11 protein-coding genes are annotated in these 16,470 nt (G+C 40.7%); 7 read left to right on the forward strand and 4 right to left on the reverse strand.

Going from position 1 to position 16,470, the window contains the following annotated elements; genetic code table 11:
• Positions 1–6 precede the first annotated feature (6 nt).
• Complete coding sequence (gldN, locus tag DC498_RS14475) at positions 7–1,053, forward strand: type IX secretion system protein PorN/GldN (protein WP_116874884.1); 1,047 nt, start codon at positions 7–9, stop codon at positions 1,051–1,053.
• A gap of 398 nt (positions 1,054–1,451) precedes the next feature.
• On the opposite strand, the gene uvrC is transcribed toward gldN, so the two are convergent.
• Entirely contained in the window at positions 1,452–3,266 is a 1,815-nt protein-coding gene (gene uvrC, locus DC498_RS14480) for an excinuclease ABC subunit UvrC (protein WP_116874885.1), read from the reverse strand.
• A 438-nt stretch (positions 3,267–3,704) separates the two neighbouring features.
• Here uvrC and DC498_RS14485 point away from each other — a divergent pair, with 438 nt between their 5' ends.
• The 6 genes from DC498_RS14485 (at position 3,705) to DC498_RS14510 (ending at position 13,701) form a co-directional block, all read left to right on the forward strand.
• Positions 3,705–4,301: an RNA polymerase sigma factor gene (locus tag DC498_RS14485; RefSeq protein ID WP_116874886.1), complete on the forward strand. Its 597-nt coding sequence runs from the start codon at positions 3,705–3,707 to the stop codon at positions 4,299–4,301.
• Between the two features lie 70 nt (positions 4,302–4,371).
• Positions 4,372–5,604: a FecR family protein gene (locus DC498_RS14490; protein WP_116874887.1), complete on the forward strand. Its 1,233-nt coding sequence runs from the start codon at positions 4,372–4,374 to the stop codon at positions 5,602–5,604.
• Between the two features lie 186 nt (positions 5,605–5,790).
• Positions 5,791–9,075, forward strand: a complete 3,285-nt coding sequence (locus DC498_RS14495; RefSeq protein WP_165813848.1) for a TonB-dependent receptor — start codon at positions 5,791–5,793, stop codon at positions 9,073–9,075.
• Positions 9,076–9,096: 21 nt separating this feature from the next.
• Positions 9,097–10,683, forward strand: a complete 1,587-nt coding sequence (locus DC498_RS14500) for a RagB/SusD family nutrient uptake outer membrane protein (RefSeq protein ID WP_116874889.1) — start codon at positions 9,097–9,099, stop codon at positions 10,681–10,683.
• A 120-nt stretch (positions 10,684–10,803) separates the two neighbouring features.
• Entirely contained in the window at positions 10,804–12,159 is a 1,356-nt protein-coding gene (locus DC498_RS14505) for a sulfatase-like hydrolase/transferase (RefSeq protein ID WP_165813849.1), read from the forward strand.
• Positions 12,160–12,201: 42 nt separating this feature from the next.
• The gene (locus DC498_RS14510; RefSeq protein WP_116874891.1) at positions 12,202–13,701 is read left to right on the forward strand and encodes an arylsulfatase; all 1,500 of its coding nucleotides are present in this window, start codon (positions 12,202–12,204) and stop codon (positions 13,699–13,701) included.
• A 60-nt stretch (positions 13,702–13,761) separates the two neighbouring features.
• Here DC498_RS14510 and DC498_RS14515 read toward each other — a convergent pair whose 3' ends face one another.
• The 3 genes from DC498_RS14515 to DC498_RS14525 all read right to left on the reverse strand — a co-directional run bounded on the left by DC498_RS14515 (position 13,762) and on the right by DC498_RS14525 (position 16,388).
• Positions 13,762–14,346 (reverse strand): hypothetical protein, encoded by a 585-nt coding sequence (locus tag DC498_RS14515; protein ID WP_116874892.1) that lies wholly within the window; start codon positions 14,344–14,346, stop codon positions 13,762–13,764.
• Between the two features lie 71 nt (positions 14,347–14,417).
• Positions 14,418–15,743 (reverse strand): hypothetical protein, encoded by a 1,326-nt coding sequence (locus DC498_RS14520; protein ID WP_116874893.1) that lies wholly within the window; start codon positions 15,741–15,743, stop codon positions 14,418–14,420.
• A gap of 69 nt (positions 15,744–15,812) precedes the next feature.
• The gene (locus tag DC498_RS14525) at positions 15,813–16,388 is read right to left on the reverse strand and encodes an RNA polymerase sigma factor (RefSeq protein ID WP_116874894.1); all 576 of its coding nucleotides are present in this window, start codon (positions 16,386–16,388) and stop codon (positions 15,813–15,815) included.
• Between the last annotated feature and the right edge of the window lie 82 nt (positions 16,389–16,470).

The following is a 16,470-nucleotide window of genomic DNA, read 5'->3' on the forward strand; positions in this document are numbered from 1 at the left end:
TTGACCATGAAATGGAAATTCGCGAAATATGCTTTACTGGTAGTTGCTTTTGGAATGGCAATTAATGTGGTAGACGCGCAAACAAGAAAGAAAACAACGCGTAAAACCACAACCACTGCTAAAAAGAAAGCCTCTGCCAAGAAAACTCAGGCTAATGTGGCTGATGCAAACCTTGGTGTAGCCAAGCAGGATACAATGGTTGTAAAAGCACAGCCAAAAGATCCTATTAAAATGGATACCATCAGGAAATCGCTCCGCAACGATAATGCGATCGAAAAAAATCTTGTAAAAGACAGAACGCCTTTGTCTTATGAGCATATTCGTGAAGATGATGCCATTTTCAGGGAAAAAGTATGGAGAGAAATAGATATACGCGAAAAGATCAATCTTCCTTTCCGCTATTCAGCAGATGAAGATAATGGTAACCAGCGTTTCATTGCTATTCTGCTGAATACAGTGAAGAGCGGTGAAGTTACAGCCTTCGATGCTTCAATTGATGACAGGTTTACTACCCCGATGACACTGGAGCAGATAGGTTCAAAACTGGCCGGAAGCTGCGATACTATCATGGTGCCTGATACTGATAAAGATCCTACTTTATCAAAAGGTATCATGAAAGAGTCTGTGGTTTGCGAAGAGTTCAATATGGATGATGTTACCAAATTCAGGGTTAAGGAAGAGTGGGTATTTGATAAAGAATCTTCAAGAATGTATGTGAGGATCCTTGGTATCGCTCCTGTAAAAACTTACTTTGATAAAAATACAGGTAAAGAGCTTGGTTCTGCCCCAATCTTCTGGATTTACTATCCTGATATGAGGCCTGCCCTTGCTAAATACGAAGTATACAATGGTAAAAACTTTGGTGCACGTATGAGCTGGGAAGAATTGTTCGAAAGCCGCTTTTTTGGTAGCTATGTAATCAAATCCACGCTTGATAATCCATATGATCAGTTCCTGAAACAATACATTAATGATGGTGTATTAAGACTGCTGGAAGGTGAAAGCGTGAAAGACAGGATTTTCAATTACGAGCAGGATCTCTGGTCATATTAATACTGTAAATAATAAATATTTCGCAAATAAAATCCCGGTCAATAATGATCGGGATTTTTGTTTTAATATACCTGGTGAATTGAATTTTATACTGTTGTAGAAGGATTTACGGGTACCGGGGATAAAGAAAAAAATGGATAACAGCAACATGGCATTCATATATATTGATAATAAATATTTGACGACAACCGGGTTGAATTTATATACTGAGTGTAAATGATTGTATCGGTAAAATTACCGTCGCATTCTTGTAAAAATACCCAGAAACAGGTATTGTCATGTGAAAACCCTACACTATCTTTACCCCGGTTTTTCATAGGATATTGGATTTTAAAAACGGGGCTGGATATCTATCCGGTCCCCTTTTTATTTTAGGTAACCGGTAACTGTCAGGTTTCTTAAGACTGACTTTTGCCATTAAAATAGGTTTGCAAAAGTGCAGCTTTTGCATTGCCTACCACATCAGCAAGATCCTCCTGCGTTAATGTTTTTATTCTTTTTACAGACTTGTATTTTTTCAGCAGCATTTCTGCTGTAGCCCTGCCTATTCCCTGGATTGTTTCAAGCTCATTCTTAAAAGTGCCCTTGCTTCTTTTCTGGCGGTGAAAGGTTATGCCAAAGCGATGTACTTCATCGCGGATCTGGCGCAACAACTTAAGGCTGCTGCTATCCCATGGTAATTTTATGGATTGCTGATCACCATTGAAAAAAATCTCCTCTTCATTTTTAGCCAAACCAACTAATGTCATTTTTCCATCCAGGTTCAGTTCATGAATTGCCTGGAGCGCGGCACCTAATTGCCCTTTTCCTCCATCAATAACCACCAGTTGAGGCAATGGTTTTTCTTCTGCCGACAATCTTTTATACCTGCGGAAAACCGCTTCTTTCATAGTAGCGAAATCATTAATGCCTTCAACGGTTTTTACATTAAAATGCCTGTAATCGCTTTTGCTCGGCATGCCCATTTTAAAACAAACCATAGCTGATACAGGAAAGCTTCCCTGGAAGTTGGAGTTATCAAAACATTCAATATGCAATGGTGTTTGTGGCAGTGAAAGATCTTCTTGCAATTGCTGAAGTATACCCAGTTTTTCCTCATCGGTTTTTCCTTCCAGCCGCAGCATTTTCTTCTTTCTTAACTCTTCCTGGAAGTAGTTCACATTTCTTTCAGAGAGCTCCAGCAGCTTTTTCTTGTCACCGCTTTTGGGTATGGTAACAGTTATACCTTCCTGCGGAAAATCAATAGGCAAGGGCACTATAATTTCATTAGCCAGGCTATTGAAGGTGTCACGTATCTGCGCAACGGCAAATTCAAGAATATCTTCGGCGGTTTCTTCTAATTTCTTTTCGAGCGTAAGCGTATGCGTTTGCACAATAGTGCCATTCTGTACCATTAAATAATTTACATAAGCCGTATCGCCTTCCTGTATTATTGAAAACACGTCAAGGTTCCCGAGCTTATTATTTACGATGGTTGATTTGGCCTGATATTGCTGAAGATGTTCTATTTTCTTTTTCAGTATTTCCGCTTTTTCAAATTCCATGGCCTCAGCCAGCTTTTTCATATCATCTTTAAATACTGATATTACGGGCGCAAGATTTCCTTTTAAAATATTCCTGATTTGTTTCAGACCTTCCCCGTAATCTTCCTCGCTCTGTAATCCTTCGCAGGGCCCCTTACAGTTCCCTAAATGATATTCGAGGCAAACCTTGAATTTTCCTTTTTCAATATTTTGTTTGCTGAGATTAAGCTTGCAGGTACGCAATGGAATGTTCTGCTTAATAAAATCAATCAGCTCTCTCACTTTGCCTACTGAGGTAAATGGTCCAAGATATTCCGAGCCATCCTCTATTTTTCTCCTGGTAAGAAAAATCCTGGGAAAAGGCTCCTTTTTGATCACTATATAAGGATAGCTTTTATCGTCTTTAAGATTGATGTTAAACCTGGGCTGAAACTGCTTGATGAGATTATTCTCAAGAAGAAAAGCATCCTGTTCGGAGTTTACTATGGTAAACTCAATATGGTGAATACGTTGAACCAGCTCATGCGTCTTATAATTGGTAAAGGTTTTATTAAAATAGGAGCTTACTCTTTTGCGAAGGCTTTTGGCTTTTCCTACATACAGCAATTCATTGCCGGCATTAAAATATTTGTAAATACCGGGTTCAACAGGTATGGTATGTGCAATTTGCTGAAAAGCTTCCTGGGTCATAAATGAAGCTGCAAAATTAGCTTATTATAAGTGTTTATCGGAGATGACAAAACAACATTAAGTTTTCCATAAGCCTGGTTTGTTTATCATCATGTTTCTGTGCGGCGAAATCCATATTCCCGAACTATATACTGGAAGCGGCAATCTGAAACCTGCTTTCCGGAGGTAAATATTAAAGCGCATTCACTATAAATTATTAATCTACTAATTTTGTAGACTAATAAAGAACTACTATTTTTGCTTTGCCGGATTGCAGATTTCGCTTGCTTCTTACCACCGCAAACAGGCGATACAAAACAATGCTATGATTTTACATAGAGAGCTGTCTATATTTGCAGAAGGATTGGAATGGAAGCTTGGTTGAAAGCATGGAATAGCGATATGCAAAATTCTTTGACCGGAATGTTATCGTGTTTTAGATGTTTATTATAACCAACTATGGCTACAATTGAGAATGATAATGATTGTTTAGAATTGCTGCGGAAAAATGATACTGCTGCCTGGCAGTATTTAATTCGTGTATATTACCCTGTACTATGTCGTTTTGCCAAAAGAATATTATTAGATAACGATACGGCTGCCGAGGATGCAATAATGGAAATTTTTGTAAAGCTGTGGCGGCAAAATGCAGATTTTACCTGCATGCAACAGCTCAAACAATATCTGTACACATCTACCCGTAACCATTGCCTTAATATTGTGAGGAGTAAACAAAGGGAGAAGATCAGGCATGAGGTTTTTGCAGAAACCTATTTACATGCAGATGATCCGGATGAGCATGAAATTATTTATGCGGAACTTTTGGCTGAAATACGAAAGGAGATGGTCTCACTTTCGCCACGTATGCGGGAAGTTTTTTACCTGGCTTATTTTAAAAAAATGTCAAATGAAGAAATTGCCGGTCATTTGCAGTTGTCCAATCAAACAGTAAGAAATCAAAAGACAACAGCCCTCTCTATTATCAGGAAAGCGCTGAAGCCCAAATGGGAAACATACCTGCCTGGCTTACTCATCTGCCTGGGAAAATTTTATTAAAATAAGGTTGTTTTTTTTGGTACAAATAATATTTACCGGTGTTTTATTTTATTGAACCAGCGTATTACACATGGAAGATAAGCGAATAGAAGAGGTTATATATATAGCCGGATTGATCAAAAAAAGAAGGTTTGGCCAGCTTACCGAAGATGAAGCTGTTGAGTTGGAAAGCTGGATGAACAGTAGTGAGACAAACAGACGATTAATTGAAGAAATAAATGAGCAGGATATCCTGGCAGAGAGCCTGCAGGAAATGGAGCAATATGATGTTGATGCGGCCACCCGGCGTTTCTTTTCGCAAACCGGTATGGATCCTGATAAACCGGATACAGCAACAATAATTTCCTACCCGGCAAAAAAAATATTAAGATGGGTTGCTGCTGCTGTATTCCTGCTTGGCGCCGGTGCGATATGGTATTTATTTCCTGCCAGGGAAGTGGGTATTGCACAGGTAAGCATAAACGGTTCGGTTAAAATAGTCCCGGGTGGAAATAATGCCATACTCACCCTGTCTGACGGGAGTAAAGTTGTTTTAGATAGTGCGGCAAACGGATTACTGAGCAACCAGGGAAATACAAAAGTGATAAAGCTGCAGGACGGAAAATTGGTATATGAGGCTTCTGCTGCCGGAGCAACGCAACCAACATACAATACCATCACCACGCCCCGCGGAGGCCAGTACCAGGCGCTGCTGCCGGATGGTACGGCTGTGTGGCTCAATGCTGCTTCGTCTATTTCATTTCCAACAGTTTTCAATGCTGCAGAGCGAATCGTAAAAGTAAGCGGCGAAGTTTATTTTGAAGTAGCTGCCCGGCATTATAAAAAAACAAAGACCCCTTTTATTGTAAAGATCACCTCTTCCTCAGGAGAAAATGTAGGAGAGGTACAGGTTTTAGGTACGCATTTTAATATAAATGCCTATGATGATGAAAGAGCCGTAAAAACAACATTGCTTGAAGGTGCTGTGCAATGCAATATGAGCGCTGATTATAAAATATTGAAACCTGGTGAGCAGGCAAGTTTTTCAAATGGAAAAATATTAGTGGAAGATGATATAGATACAGATGAGGTAATTGCCTGGAAAAACGGATCATTCTATTTTAACAGCAATGATATAGGAACCATTATGCGGCAGATAAGCAGGTGGTATAATATAGAGGTACTATATAAGGGAGAAATAAGCAAAGAAGCTTTTTCCGGCATAGTGAGTCGCGAAAGCCATTTGGAGCAGGTATTAAAAATAATGGAAGCAGGAGGAGTGAAGTTTAATATTCAGGGAAGAAAAATAATTGTTATGCAATAAAATAATTGATTACTCTAACAAAGCAGGAAGTGTTGGTAGCACCTCCTGCCGGTAATTTGGATTAATCATTACAAACAAACAGCTACGAATGTTAATTCTTAAACCAAACAAAACAAAGGTATGCATTTATTGACTGCTTGCTCCCTGCCGCCGGGCAGGACAGCAATAACCAAAGCGCCTCTCATTATGAAACTGATGTCCGTTTTTTTATTGGCGATCAGCCTGCAGGTTAAGGCCGAAGGATTTTCTCAAACCATTACCTTATCAGAGAAAAGTACTACACTTCAAAAAGTCTTAAAAAAAATAAACCGGCAATCAGGGTTCCAGTTTTTTTATAAAGACGCTTTGCTGAATAAAGCCGGTAAAATTGACATTGAAGTAAAAGACGCAACCCTCCCGGAGGTGCTTGATATTTGCTTTAAAAACTTACCGGTTACCTATTCTGTTATAGAAAAAACAATAGTAATTCGGGAAAGGCCCGTAACAGCACAAACTGCGGATAAACCGCAGTCCGCATTTGCTGAAATAAAAGGAATTGTGAGAGACGGAAAAGGTGAGCCGATAGCCGGTGTGTCTATCGTAATTAAAGGCACCGGCAAGGGTACAAGCACAAATGAGAAAGGAGAATTTGCCATTGATGCGAATGAAGGCGACCAGGTAGAGTTTACAATAGTTGGGTATAAAAAGAATAGCATCACAGTTGGAAAAATCACCAGCTTAAATATTGTGATGGAAATTGAAGCTACAGAAGAAAAGGATATTGTGGTAGTAGGATATGGCGTGCAAAGAAAAGTGAGTACAACAAGCGCTGTTTCTCAAATTAAAAGTGAAGACCTGGTAAGGCGTCCGGTTTCTAACCTGCAACAGGCATTGCAGGGACAAGCCCCGGGGCTTACAGTTTTAGACAGGGGTGGTGAACCGGGAAAATCTGCAGCTACTATAAGGGTACGCGGCATCACCACGTTTTCCGGCAACAGTGATAACAGTACTCCCCTCATTATAGTTGATGGTGTGGAGCAGCCGATGTTCAATATCAATCCCGAAGATGTAGAAAGCATTTCTGTTTTAAAAGATGCATCTTCCACAGCAATTTACGGATCAAGGGCGGCAAACGGTGTGTTATTAATAACTACCAAACGGGCCAAAGCAGGTAAAGTTCAGATAGGGTATAGCGGATATTATGCAGTACAAAAATCTATGAACGATCCTGAAAACATGGAAACCCCGGCTTATATGCGATATGAGCAACTGGCATATACCAACCAGGAGCTTGCTGTGCCCGACAAGTATTCGGATTCAGCTATCAACGCCTGGGTAAATGCTACTGACAGGTATAAATTTCCCTATGCAAATACATGGTTTCAAACTGTACTGAAGTCTGCGCCACAGCACAGTCATACTATTTCTTTAAGCGGGGGTAATGATTTTTCCCGTACACGTGTGAGCATGCGCTATATGGACCAGGATGGCATTGCGCCGAATTATGGTGCGAATATCAGGGAGTTCAGGATAAGCAACGATATGCAGCTCCGTTCTAAATTAAAATTAAGCACTGATTTCAATTACCGGTATAACCTGGCAAAAAGCCCGTTTGCCACAGATGTATTTAACCGGTTCCTGCATGGAACGCTTTTCGCTGCGCCGAAATATCCTGACGGAACTTATGGGTTAAGCCCGCAGGGATTCAATCCGCTCCTGCTGTCTGAACAATCCGGTTACAGGAACCTGGCTACCAATTTTCTTTTCGCAAATGGAAGGCTCGACTACGAGGTACTGGAAGGGTTAACACTAACCGGGCAGGTTTCAGCCACCATGCAGTTTTCTGAAGAAAAAGCTTACCGGAATACGGTAAACAATTTTGACAGCATCACGGGCAGGCGTTACCAGATTGCAAACAGTAGTTTAACAGAAACGCGTAACCGCTATTATGAGATCACTACCAATTACCTGGCAAACTACGTAAAACAATTCGGGCAACACGAGGTAAAAGGACTTGTGGGATTTTCGGAATTATATAATAATGGCAATAATCTTTCTGCATACCGCGAACGGTTCTATAACAACGATATTCAATCAATAGGACAGGGAGCTAACGATGCAACAAAAGATAACAGCGGCAGTGAATATAAATTTGGATTACGTTCGTATTTCGCAAGATTTAATTATGCATTTAATCAAAAATATTTGCTGGAAGTAAACGGGCGTTACGACGGCTCGTCACGTTTTACAGGGGATAAGCAATATAGCTTTTTCCCTTCTTTTTCTGCTGCATGGAGACTTACAAAAGAAGATTTCTTTGCAAATTTAAATACGCCTTTTACCGAGTTGAAAATACGGGGCTCGTGGGGACAAACAGGAAACCAAACTGTTCCGCTTTACAGTTATTTTGCATCGTTATCACAAGGTTCGTATACGTTTGGCGGCCAGGCAGCAACAACCCTGTCGCAAACAGTACTGGCAGACCCTACCATATCATGGGAAACAAATACACAAACCGATATAGGAATCGAGGGTGGTTTGTTTGACAACAGGTTAACATTCTCTGCAGATTATTATAAAAAGAGAACAACGGATATTCTTCTGGCATTGCCATTGCCTGTTGTTACAGGTTTTGCTTCCTCATCTCAAAATGCAGGTACTATTGATAATACCGGCTTTGAGTTTTCAGTTGGTTACCGTGATAATTCTCATAAGATAAGATATGGCATCAGCGCGAATTTGGCTATTAATAAAAATGAAGTGATTGATCTTAATGGCGGTGGTCCATTTATTAACAGCTCTTATGATTTAGATCCGCGGTACATTGTAAAAGTAGGTTTACCTTTTAATGCACACTGGGGCTATAAAACCGATGGCTATTTTCAGAGCCAGGCAGAGATTGATGCTTACCCCACTATTGCGCCCAATACCAAACCCGGGGATGTAAAATATGTTGATTTTAATAAAGACGGACAGATCAATGCAGATGACTGGACAATGATCGGTAATCCATTTCCCAAATATACTTTTGGGGCAGTAGCTGATATCAGTTACCAGGGATTTACACTAAATATGCTTTTCCAGGGTGCGGCAGATGTGGATACCCGTTTATCAGGAGCGCTTTCTGAGTATGGCATATTTGAAGGCTTTACCCATAAAATTGTTACAGATAATTATTGGACACCGGAGCGCCGGGATGCTAAATTTCCGTTGCCCCGTAAAAGTGATCAACGAAATGTAAATACATCAGACAGGCTGATCATTGACGGCTCTTACCTGCGGTTAAAAAACCTTCAGTTGGCGTACACCGTTCCGGCTGCTGTTTTAAAGAAAACCGGGCTTACTACCGCGCGGGTTTATATATCAGCTACCAACCTGCTTACATTTTCAAAGCTGAATGAATGGGATCTCGATCCGGAAGTTCAATCCGGAAGAGGTGATTACTTTCCGCAAACCCGGCTATACACACTGGGCGTCAACCTTAATTTTTAAAATTTTCAATTTCGTTGAAACATGAAATCCTTTTATAAATATATAGCACTGGTCGCGGCAGTTTCATCTGTTGCTTTCAGCTCATGCAAAAAAGATATTTTAGATACCGTACCCAATGACAGGGTTTCCACAGCTATTTTCTGGAAAACAGAAACAGATGCCATTTATGCTGTTAACGCCGTGTACGCGTCATTGGATGCTGTTAATTTATTCGTATTGGATGGTGTTACTGATATAGGGCATACCAATACTACTTTCACTGTTGAATTTAATATTGAAAACGGCACTTATGATGCATCACATTCCAGGATACAGAATGAGTGGCAAAATGGTTATCGCTCCGTTTTCCTGGCTAATGAAGTATTGAATAATATTGATAATATCACTACTTCCAATACAGCGCTTATTGAACGGTTAAAGGCTGAGGCAAGAGTATTAAGGGCCTATTTTTATATGAAGCTTACAGGGCTTTACGGAGATGTGCCATTGGTTACTACTGCAATTAATGTGTCAGAAGGATTGTCTGTTGAACGGACGGCCCAGGCACAGGTATGGTCATTCATCAATAAAGAATTATCAGAATCGGTAAATGCTTTACCTGCTACTTATAGTGCGGCCGACAAAGGGCGTATTACAAAAGGCGCCGCGTTAGCGCTCAAAGCACGCGCCAACTTGTGGTCAGGCAATTTTGCTGAAGCAGCAGCGGCAGCCAAACAGGTAATGGATCTGAATGTATATGGTTTGACAGATGAATATGAAAAGCTTTTCACCTATGCATCGGAGAATAGCAAAGAAGTGATATTGGATAAGCAATTTCTTGCCGGCACAATTACGCACAATGCTTTTGCATATATGGGGCCATACAGTCAGCGCAACAGCAGCAGTTCCTTTGTCCCCACCAAAGCACTCGCTGACCTGTATACCATGAAAAATGGCAAGGACATTAATGAAGCTGGGTCTGGTTTTGATCCTGAGCATCCGTATACCAACCGCGATCCGAGAATGAGGTATACGATGTTTGTAGATGGAGATGTATTGCCCAGCGGAATATTGTTTCAGCCGGTACCCGGCCAGGGCGGTGCTGATGAAGTAGGGAAAACACAGTATAATACGAGCACAGGATATTCTTTGAAGAAATATATAGTTGCCGATGATCTTGCAACGCCCGGCGCAAGCGGATTGAATTTTATTTTGCTTCGCTATGCAGAAGTGTTGCTGACATATGCCGAAGCAAAAATAGAATCCGATGAAATAGATGCTTCTGTATATGATGCTATTAATGCTGTAAGAACGCGGTCTGATGTAGGGCTGCCTGCTTTAAGCACAGGAATGACACAGGATGAGCTTCGTAAAGCAGTGCGGAGGGAAAGAACAGTTGAGCTGGCATTTGAAGGCTGGCATTTATTTGACATCAGGAGATGGAAAACCGCGCAAACAGTAATGGTGGGTAAAATCTATGGCATTACTTATTACAGCAACGGGCAGCCTGTTACTGTTGAGGTGCCAAGCGTGAGCAGGGTGTTTGATCCGGCAAAGCATTATCTGTGGCCTGTTCCTCAAAAAGAAAAAACGCTCAATCCCGCTCTCGGTCAAAACCCGGGATGGTGAGTTTTTTAGCCGTAAATTGTATGGAACACGGATAATACGGATGTTCACGGAATAGATCCACGCTAACCAGTATCATCCGTGTATTCCGTGTTCTATTTTACACATTTAAATTACTACCTGATGCGAGATTTTATCCATGCTGTAAAAAAGGTCATTCCATTCTTTTGCCTGTGGCTGTTAATGGCTGATATTAGTTTCTCCCAATCAAAAACAGCAGCACGAAAACCTAATGTAATTATCGTGCTGACAGATGATATGGGCTATAGTGATATTTCAAGCTATGGCAACCCGTTGATAAGAACGCCTTTTTTAGATGAGATGGCACGCAAAGGTGTAATGGCTACCAGCTTTATAACCACGTCGCCAACCTGCAGTCCTTCAAGAGTATCTTTAATAACAGGCAGGTATTGCAGCCGTACAAACCTGCTATGGCCGGTTGGCCCGGGAGATAAAAGAGCTATTCCTGATGAAGATGTTACCATCGCCGAAATGTTAAAGACCTCAGGCTATATTACAGGTGCTGTGGGTAAATGGCATATGGGCGATTACGGAACTGCATTGCCTAATAAGCAGGGCTTTGATGATTTTTTTGGAATGCTGTATAGCCACGACTATCGTAGTCCTTATGTAAAAACCGATACGGTAATTAAGATTTTCAGGAATGCCGCTCCGGAAATTTATAAGCCTCATGATAGTATACTTACCGGGTTGTATACCAGTGAATCAATCAGGTTTATTAAAAAAGCAACCAGTCAGCAAAAACCATTCTTCTTATACCTTGCGCACAATATGCCGCATCTGCCTGTAGCGCTTGCCGCTCAAAAAAAATACCCTGGTCATTCTGCCGGTGGTGAGCTGGGTGATGTTATTGAAGAAATAGACAGGGGACTTGCAGCAATATGGAAAACAGTGGAGGAAACAGGCCAGGCAGATAATACTATTTTCATTTTTACCAGTGATAACGGCCCTTGGCTGAATGCGCCGCAACGCATGTACGATGACGGTTTTACCAAACCCTATCATATTGGTGCAGCAGGTATTTTCAGCGGATCAAAAGGCACATCGCTTGAAGGCGGGCACAGGGTTCCTTTTATTATTTACTGGAAAGGACATACTTTGTCAAACACAGTGCTTACAAAACCTTTTGCTAATATAGACGTGCTGCCTACCCTTGCTGAATGGACAAAAACAAAACTTCCCGACAGAATTATAGACGGGGAGTCTGTAGCCGGTTTATTATCAGACAAAAATTATAGTAAAGCGCATCAACCTGTTTATTACCATAATTATACATTGGAGGGAGTAAGAGACGGCGACTGGAAACTGAGAGTCACCAAAAAGGATAATAAAGAAACGGTAGAGCTGTTCAACCTGTCATGGGATCCTTCTGAAAGGGTAAATCTTTTTAACGATCCGAAATTCAATAAAAAGGGAGAGGAATTAATGGAATTATTTAATGCATACCCTGCAAAATAATTGAATCATCTGCCAACATAATTTTTATAAAGTTTATTGAACATGAAAAAAGCATTTTTGTTTTTTGCGGGAATGATTGTGGCTGTGTTATTATATGCGCAGCCTGCCCAGAACAAGGTAAAACAAAAGCCCAATATAATTTATATCTATGCGGATGATATGGGATATGGGGAGTTAGGATGTTACGGTCAGCAAAAAATAAAAACGCCAAACCTTGACAAGCTTGCCGGGGAAGGGATACGGTTTACGCAGCATTATACCAGCACTCCTGTATGTGCACCGGCAAGAAATATGTTGCTGACGGGTAAGCATGGCGGGCATGCTTATATCAGGGGTAATTATGAGCTTGGTGGTTTTGAAGATGAAAAAGAAGGCGGACAAATGCCATTGCCTGAAGGAACTTTTACCATTGCCCACCTTATGAAAAAAGCAGGTTATACAACCGGACTGGTAGGCAAGTGGGGGCTTGGAATGAATAATACTACCGGCTCCCCGGATAAGCAGGGTTTTGATTATTACTATGGCTATCTCTGCCAGAAACAGGCACACAATTTTTACCCGACACATCTTTGGGAAAACGGTAAACGGGATACGTTGCGCAATACCTGTTTCTATGTGCACAGGCCTGTTCCGAAAAATTCGGCAGACTCGGTATTCGATAATTTTAAAGGACAGGATTACGCGGTAACAAAAATGGCGGAGAAGACATTAGCGTTTATCAGAAATAATAAAAACAAGCCTTTCTTTTTATACCTGCCCTATACTGCCCCGCATGTATCCCTGCAGGCGCCAGATGAAGCAGTGAAGGAATATACTGGTCAGTTTGATGAGCAGCCATATCACGGCGAAAAAGGATACGCACCAACCAAATATCCATTATCTACCTATGCCGCAATGATCACATATATGGATAAACAGATCGGCAGAATAATGGATTTGCTGAAAGAATTAAACCTTGATGAGAATACCATTGTAATGTTCAGCAGTGATAACGGAAGCACATTTAATGTAGGAGGTGTGGATGTTGATTATTTTAATCTTACCGGAGGTTTGCGCGGACGCAAGCAGGAATTGTATGAAGGTGGCATCCGTGAGCCTTTTATTGCACGCTGGCCGGGTAAGATTCCCGGAGGGAAAGTTACCGGGCATGTTTCAGCACAGTTTGATATGATGGCCACCCTGTCTGAGCTTACCGGAATTAAAGCTCCGCCAAACGACGGCATTTCATTTTTACCGACTTTATTGGGTAAAGATGAGCAACAGCAAAAGCATCCATTCCTATATTTTGAATTTCCCGAAAAAAGCGGGCAGGCAGCGGTGCGCACAGGCGATTGGAAAGGAGTGAAAAGCAATATGAAAACTAATAAAAATGCTCCCTGGGAAATATATAACCTGGATACAGATGAGAAAGAAACCAATGATGTAGCAGCACAGCATCCTGAGCTGGTAAAGCGGTTTGAAGCAATATTGCAGGAGCAGCACCAGCCTTCACATATCAGGGAATGGGAGTTTATCAATCCAAAATTTTCGGTGCAGAAATAATAGACAAAGTGAGAGAAAAAAGTGAAACGAACGCTCCCCTCTCACTTTTCAAAATCATATTCACGGTCTGTCATCCCAAACATATTTTTCTACAATAACTTTTTCCGGTGATCCTGCTGCTTGTTCTATTGTAGTAACCTGCATATTTCTGTCTGCAGTCCACAGCATTTTTTGAGTTTTGCTTTCATTTGCAACTGCACTTTTTTTCTCAATATAGATCGTGGTTACCCTGGAGTTGTCCTGGTTTAAAAGCACATCAGCTTTTCTTAGCGTTATAGTATCGTTTTTAGCCAGATAGGTAAGCGAAATAGTGCTGATTGAGGCATCTATAAATGAAGTTTCTTCAAACTGGTTTTTAATGCCTGGCGCGGTAATATCAGGTGTGGTAAAATAGCCGGCAACTGCGGCGAAGTCATTTTTTTCTATGATGGAAGTATCGGTTTTATTATTAATGGTAGTATACTTTATTACAGCAAGAGGAAGAGCGTCAAGTTTTTTAATTTGTGCCTGTATAAAGCCGCTTATGGGGTAAAATTCTTTTTGAGTAGTATCCTCGTTTTGCTGACCGGCAGAAGAAGCAGCGTTCTTGTTGTTGCAAGCCAGTATAGTGCATATTGATAATACAATGAGCAAGTATTTTTTCATTACGTAAAAATATAAAAGAAATTTTCGCAGAATGTTTATACAATCAAACGCTTAAATGTTCTATAAATTTTTTAACGTATTGTTTTTGTTACACCAATTTTAAAGCCGAAGTCAACCATGTATTCCTTGATAGGGTATTGCTTTTTATAGCTTGAGGTGAGCTGGTAACGGAACTGCGGACCAACCTGCCATTTGAAAGACCCCATGTCATAAGAAACAAAAGTTTCCACGCCTGCATTGATATTCCATTTTTTGATAAGAGAAGGATCCTGCACATAATGTTTAAAGTCGGTAGAAAGCAGGTAAACATTGTTGGCGAAATTATATACAGGTTGTGCGCTTGCACCTATATTCCATTTCAGCGGTGAATTGCTTCCCAGCACAGTCCATTCAAAACCTATTGGCATAGATATTTGCAGGTACTCATTGTTCAGCCATGAAGCGCCTGCACCGGCATAATTCTGATAAGGAGTAATAAGGGTAACCGAATCTGTAAGGCCATTGCTGCCCTGTAAGGCAAGTGTTGTTGCTTCAGGTTTTGAGTCAAATACACTTACCTGGTATCTTGAATAATTTAACTGCAGCCCTCCCCTGAGTACGAAATTGTTTGCCAGCTTATATGTTACGCCTGCGCCCACTTCAGCACCAATTGCCGGCTTATGATTCACCAGTTTATTTACAGGTGTATTTTGTTCAACATTGCTGTAAGGCACTCCCCTGAAAACATCAGTTATTTCGCTCAGCCCACTGGTTAACCGTCTGTAACTGATGGTTGGAGAAAAAGATATTTGCCAGGTAAGCCTGGATTTTTTGAATGCTTCTCCTGCCCATAAAACCTTTTTCACCCTGCTTTCCTCCTGCTCCTCCTTATTATTTTTTACGATAAGCAGACCCTTTACAGGTGTGTTTTTAACTTTATTGGCATTGTTCTGAATGTCTGAATAATCTGCGTAGCTATCATCGCCTGCAATATCGGATTGTTCGTTTTGAGCGGCGGTTATAGTGGTTTGTTTTTCAACTGAAAAAGACCTGTTATTTTTAATATTACCCGTGGATGCTTCCCTGGTATTTTTAAGTGTTGAAAAATTATCCTGGTTTGTATTTTGTGCTACAATGACGTTATTGCTGAGTGTTGTGTTGTTTAATCCGGAATTGCTGCTGATGTGTGAAGATTGGGTTTGCTTACCGGGGATGACGTAGTTGAAAGTTTTATAGTCTACAAAAACAGCGCTGCCTAAAAATGCGAATAAGGTAAGGATAATATAAGGCCATTTTCTACCGGAATGAACAGATCTGTTTATATTATTCCATATTTTATCGGAAGGATAAAGCTTATACTGATCAGATTTCTCTCGTAGAAACTTCTCAAATTCATCTATTTGAATATTTCTCTTCATAGTCAGTTCCTGATATTTTCGAATACCTGCCCGGCAGGTACAGCAGTTAGTTATACAATCGTGTTTTGGTTATGGATTCACAGCCAGCAATTCAACCTTTCTCAAATGTTCCGGCAAAATATTTTTCCTGAGTAATATATCTTCAAGCATAGATTTTGCCCTGGTATATTGCGAACGGCTTGTGCTTTCTTCTATATCCAGCATATCAGCAATTTCTTTGTGCGAATAACCTTCAATAGCGTATAAGTTTAAAACGGTACGGTAACCAATTGGCAGCAGCCTTATACATTCTACCACCTGTTTTGCCTGTACTATCGAAGGAATACTTTCTTCCCTGATGTATATACCGGCAGCGTGAATCAGATCTACACTTTCCGCAAATTTTTTATTCTTTTTCAGGTTGTTGATGCAGGTATGCACCATTATTTTCCTGATCCAGCCTTCCAGCGCCCCACGGTTCTGAAACTGCTTTATTTGCGTAAATACCTTTATGAAGCCTTCCTGCAACATGTCTTCAGCATCCTCCCTGTTTTTCGCATAGCGGTAACAAACAGAAAGCATGCGCGGGCTGTATGTGTAATACAGTTCCTGTTGCGCGGCCGTATTGTTTTTAATACAGCCTTTAAGCATTGCTTCTTCAGTCATGAAATCTGGATTGATTTCACGTAAGTTAGACAATTTTATGATACAGAATGCTGCCCGATGGAGAAAAATATTGATTTTTAAT

The sequence above is a fragment of the Terrimonas sp. genome, assembly GCF_003075435.1.
In the GTDB taxonomy this organism is placed as follows: domain Bacteria; phylum Bacteroidota; class Bacteroidia; order Chitinophagales; family Chitinophagaceae; genus Agriterribacter.

Coding starts and splice junctions, on each gene's coding strand:
- DC498_RS14500 (WP_116874889.1), top strand. CDS start 9,097: ATGAAATCCTTTTATAAATATATAGCACTGGTCGCGGCAGTTTCATCT.
- DC498_RS14520 (WP_116874893.1), bottom strand. CDS start 15,743: ATGAAGAGAAATATTCAAATAGATGAATTTGAGAAGTTTCTACGAGAG.
- uvrC (WP_116874885.1), bottom strand. CDS start 3,266: ATGACCCAGGAAGCTTTTCAGCAAATTGCACATACCATACCTGTTGAA.
- DC498_RS14515 (WP_116874892.1), bottom strand. CDS start 14,346: ATGAAAAAATACTTGCTCATTGTATTATCAATATGCACTATACTGGCT.
- DC498_RS14525 (WP_116874894.1), bottom strand. CDS start 16,388: ATGACTGAAGAAGCAATGCTTAAAGGCTGTATTAAAAACAATACGGCC.
- gldN (WP_116874884.1), top strand. CDS start 7: ATGAAATGGAAATTCGCGAAATATGCTTTACTGGTAGTTGCTTTTGGA.
- DC498_RS14495 (WP_165813848.1), top strand. CDS start 5,791: ATGAAACTGATGTCCGTTTTTTTATTGGCGATCAGCCTGCAGGTTAAG.
- DC498_RS14485 (WP_116874886.1), top strand. CDS start 3,705: ATGGCTACAATTGAGAATGATAATGATTGTTTAGAATTGCTGCGGAAA.
- DC498_RS14490 (WP_116874887.1), top strand. CDS start 4,372: ATGGAAGATAAGCGAATAGAAGAGGTTATATATATAGCCGGATTGATC.
- DC498_RS14505 (WP_165813849.1), top strand. CDS start 10,804: ATGCGAGATTTTATCCATGCTGTAAAAAAGGTCATTCCATTCTTTTGC.
- DC498_RS14510 (WP_116874891.1), top strand. CDS start 12,202: ATGAAAAAAGCATTTTTGTTTTTTGCGGGAATGATTGTGGCTGTGTTA.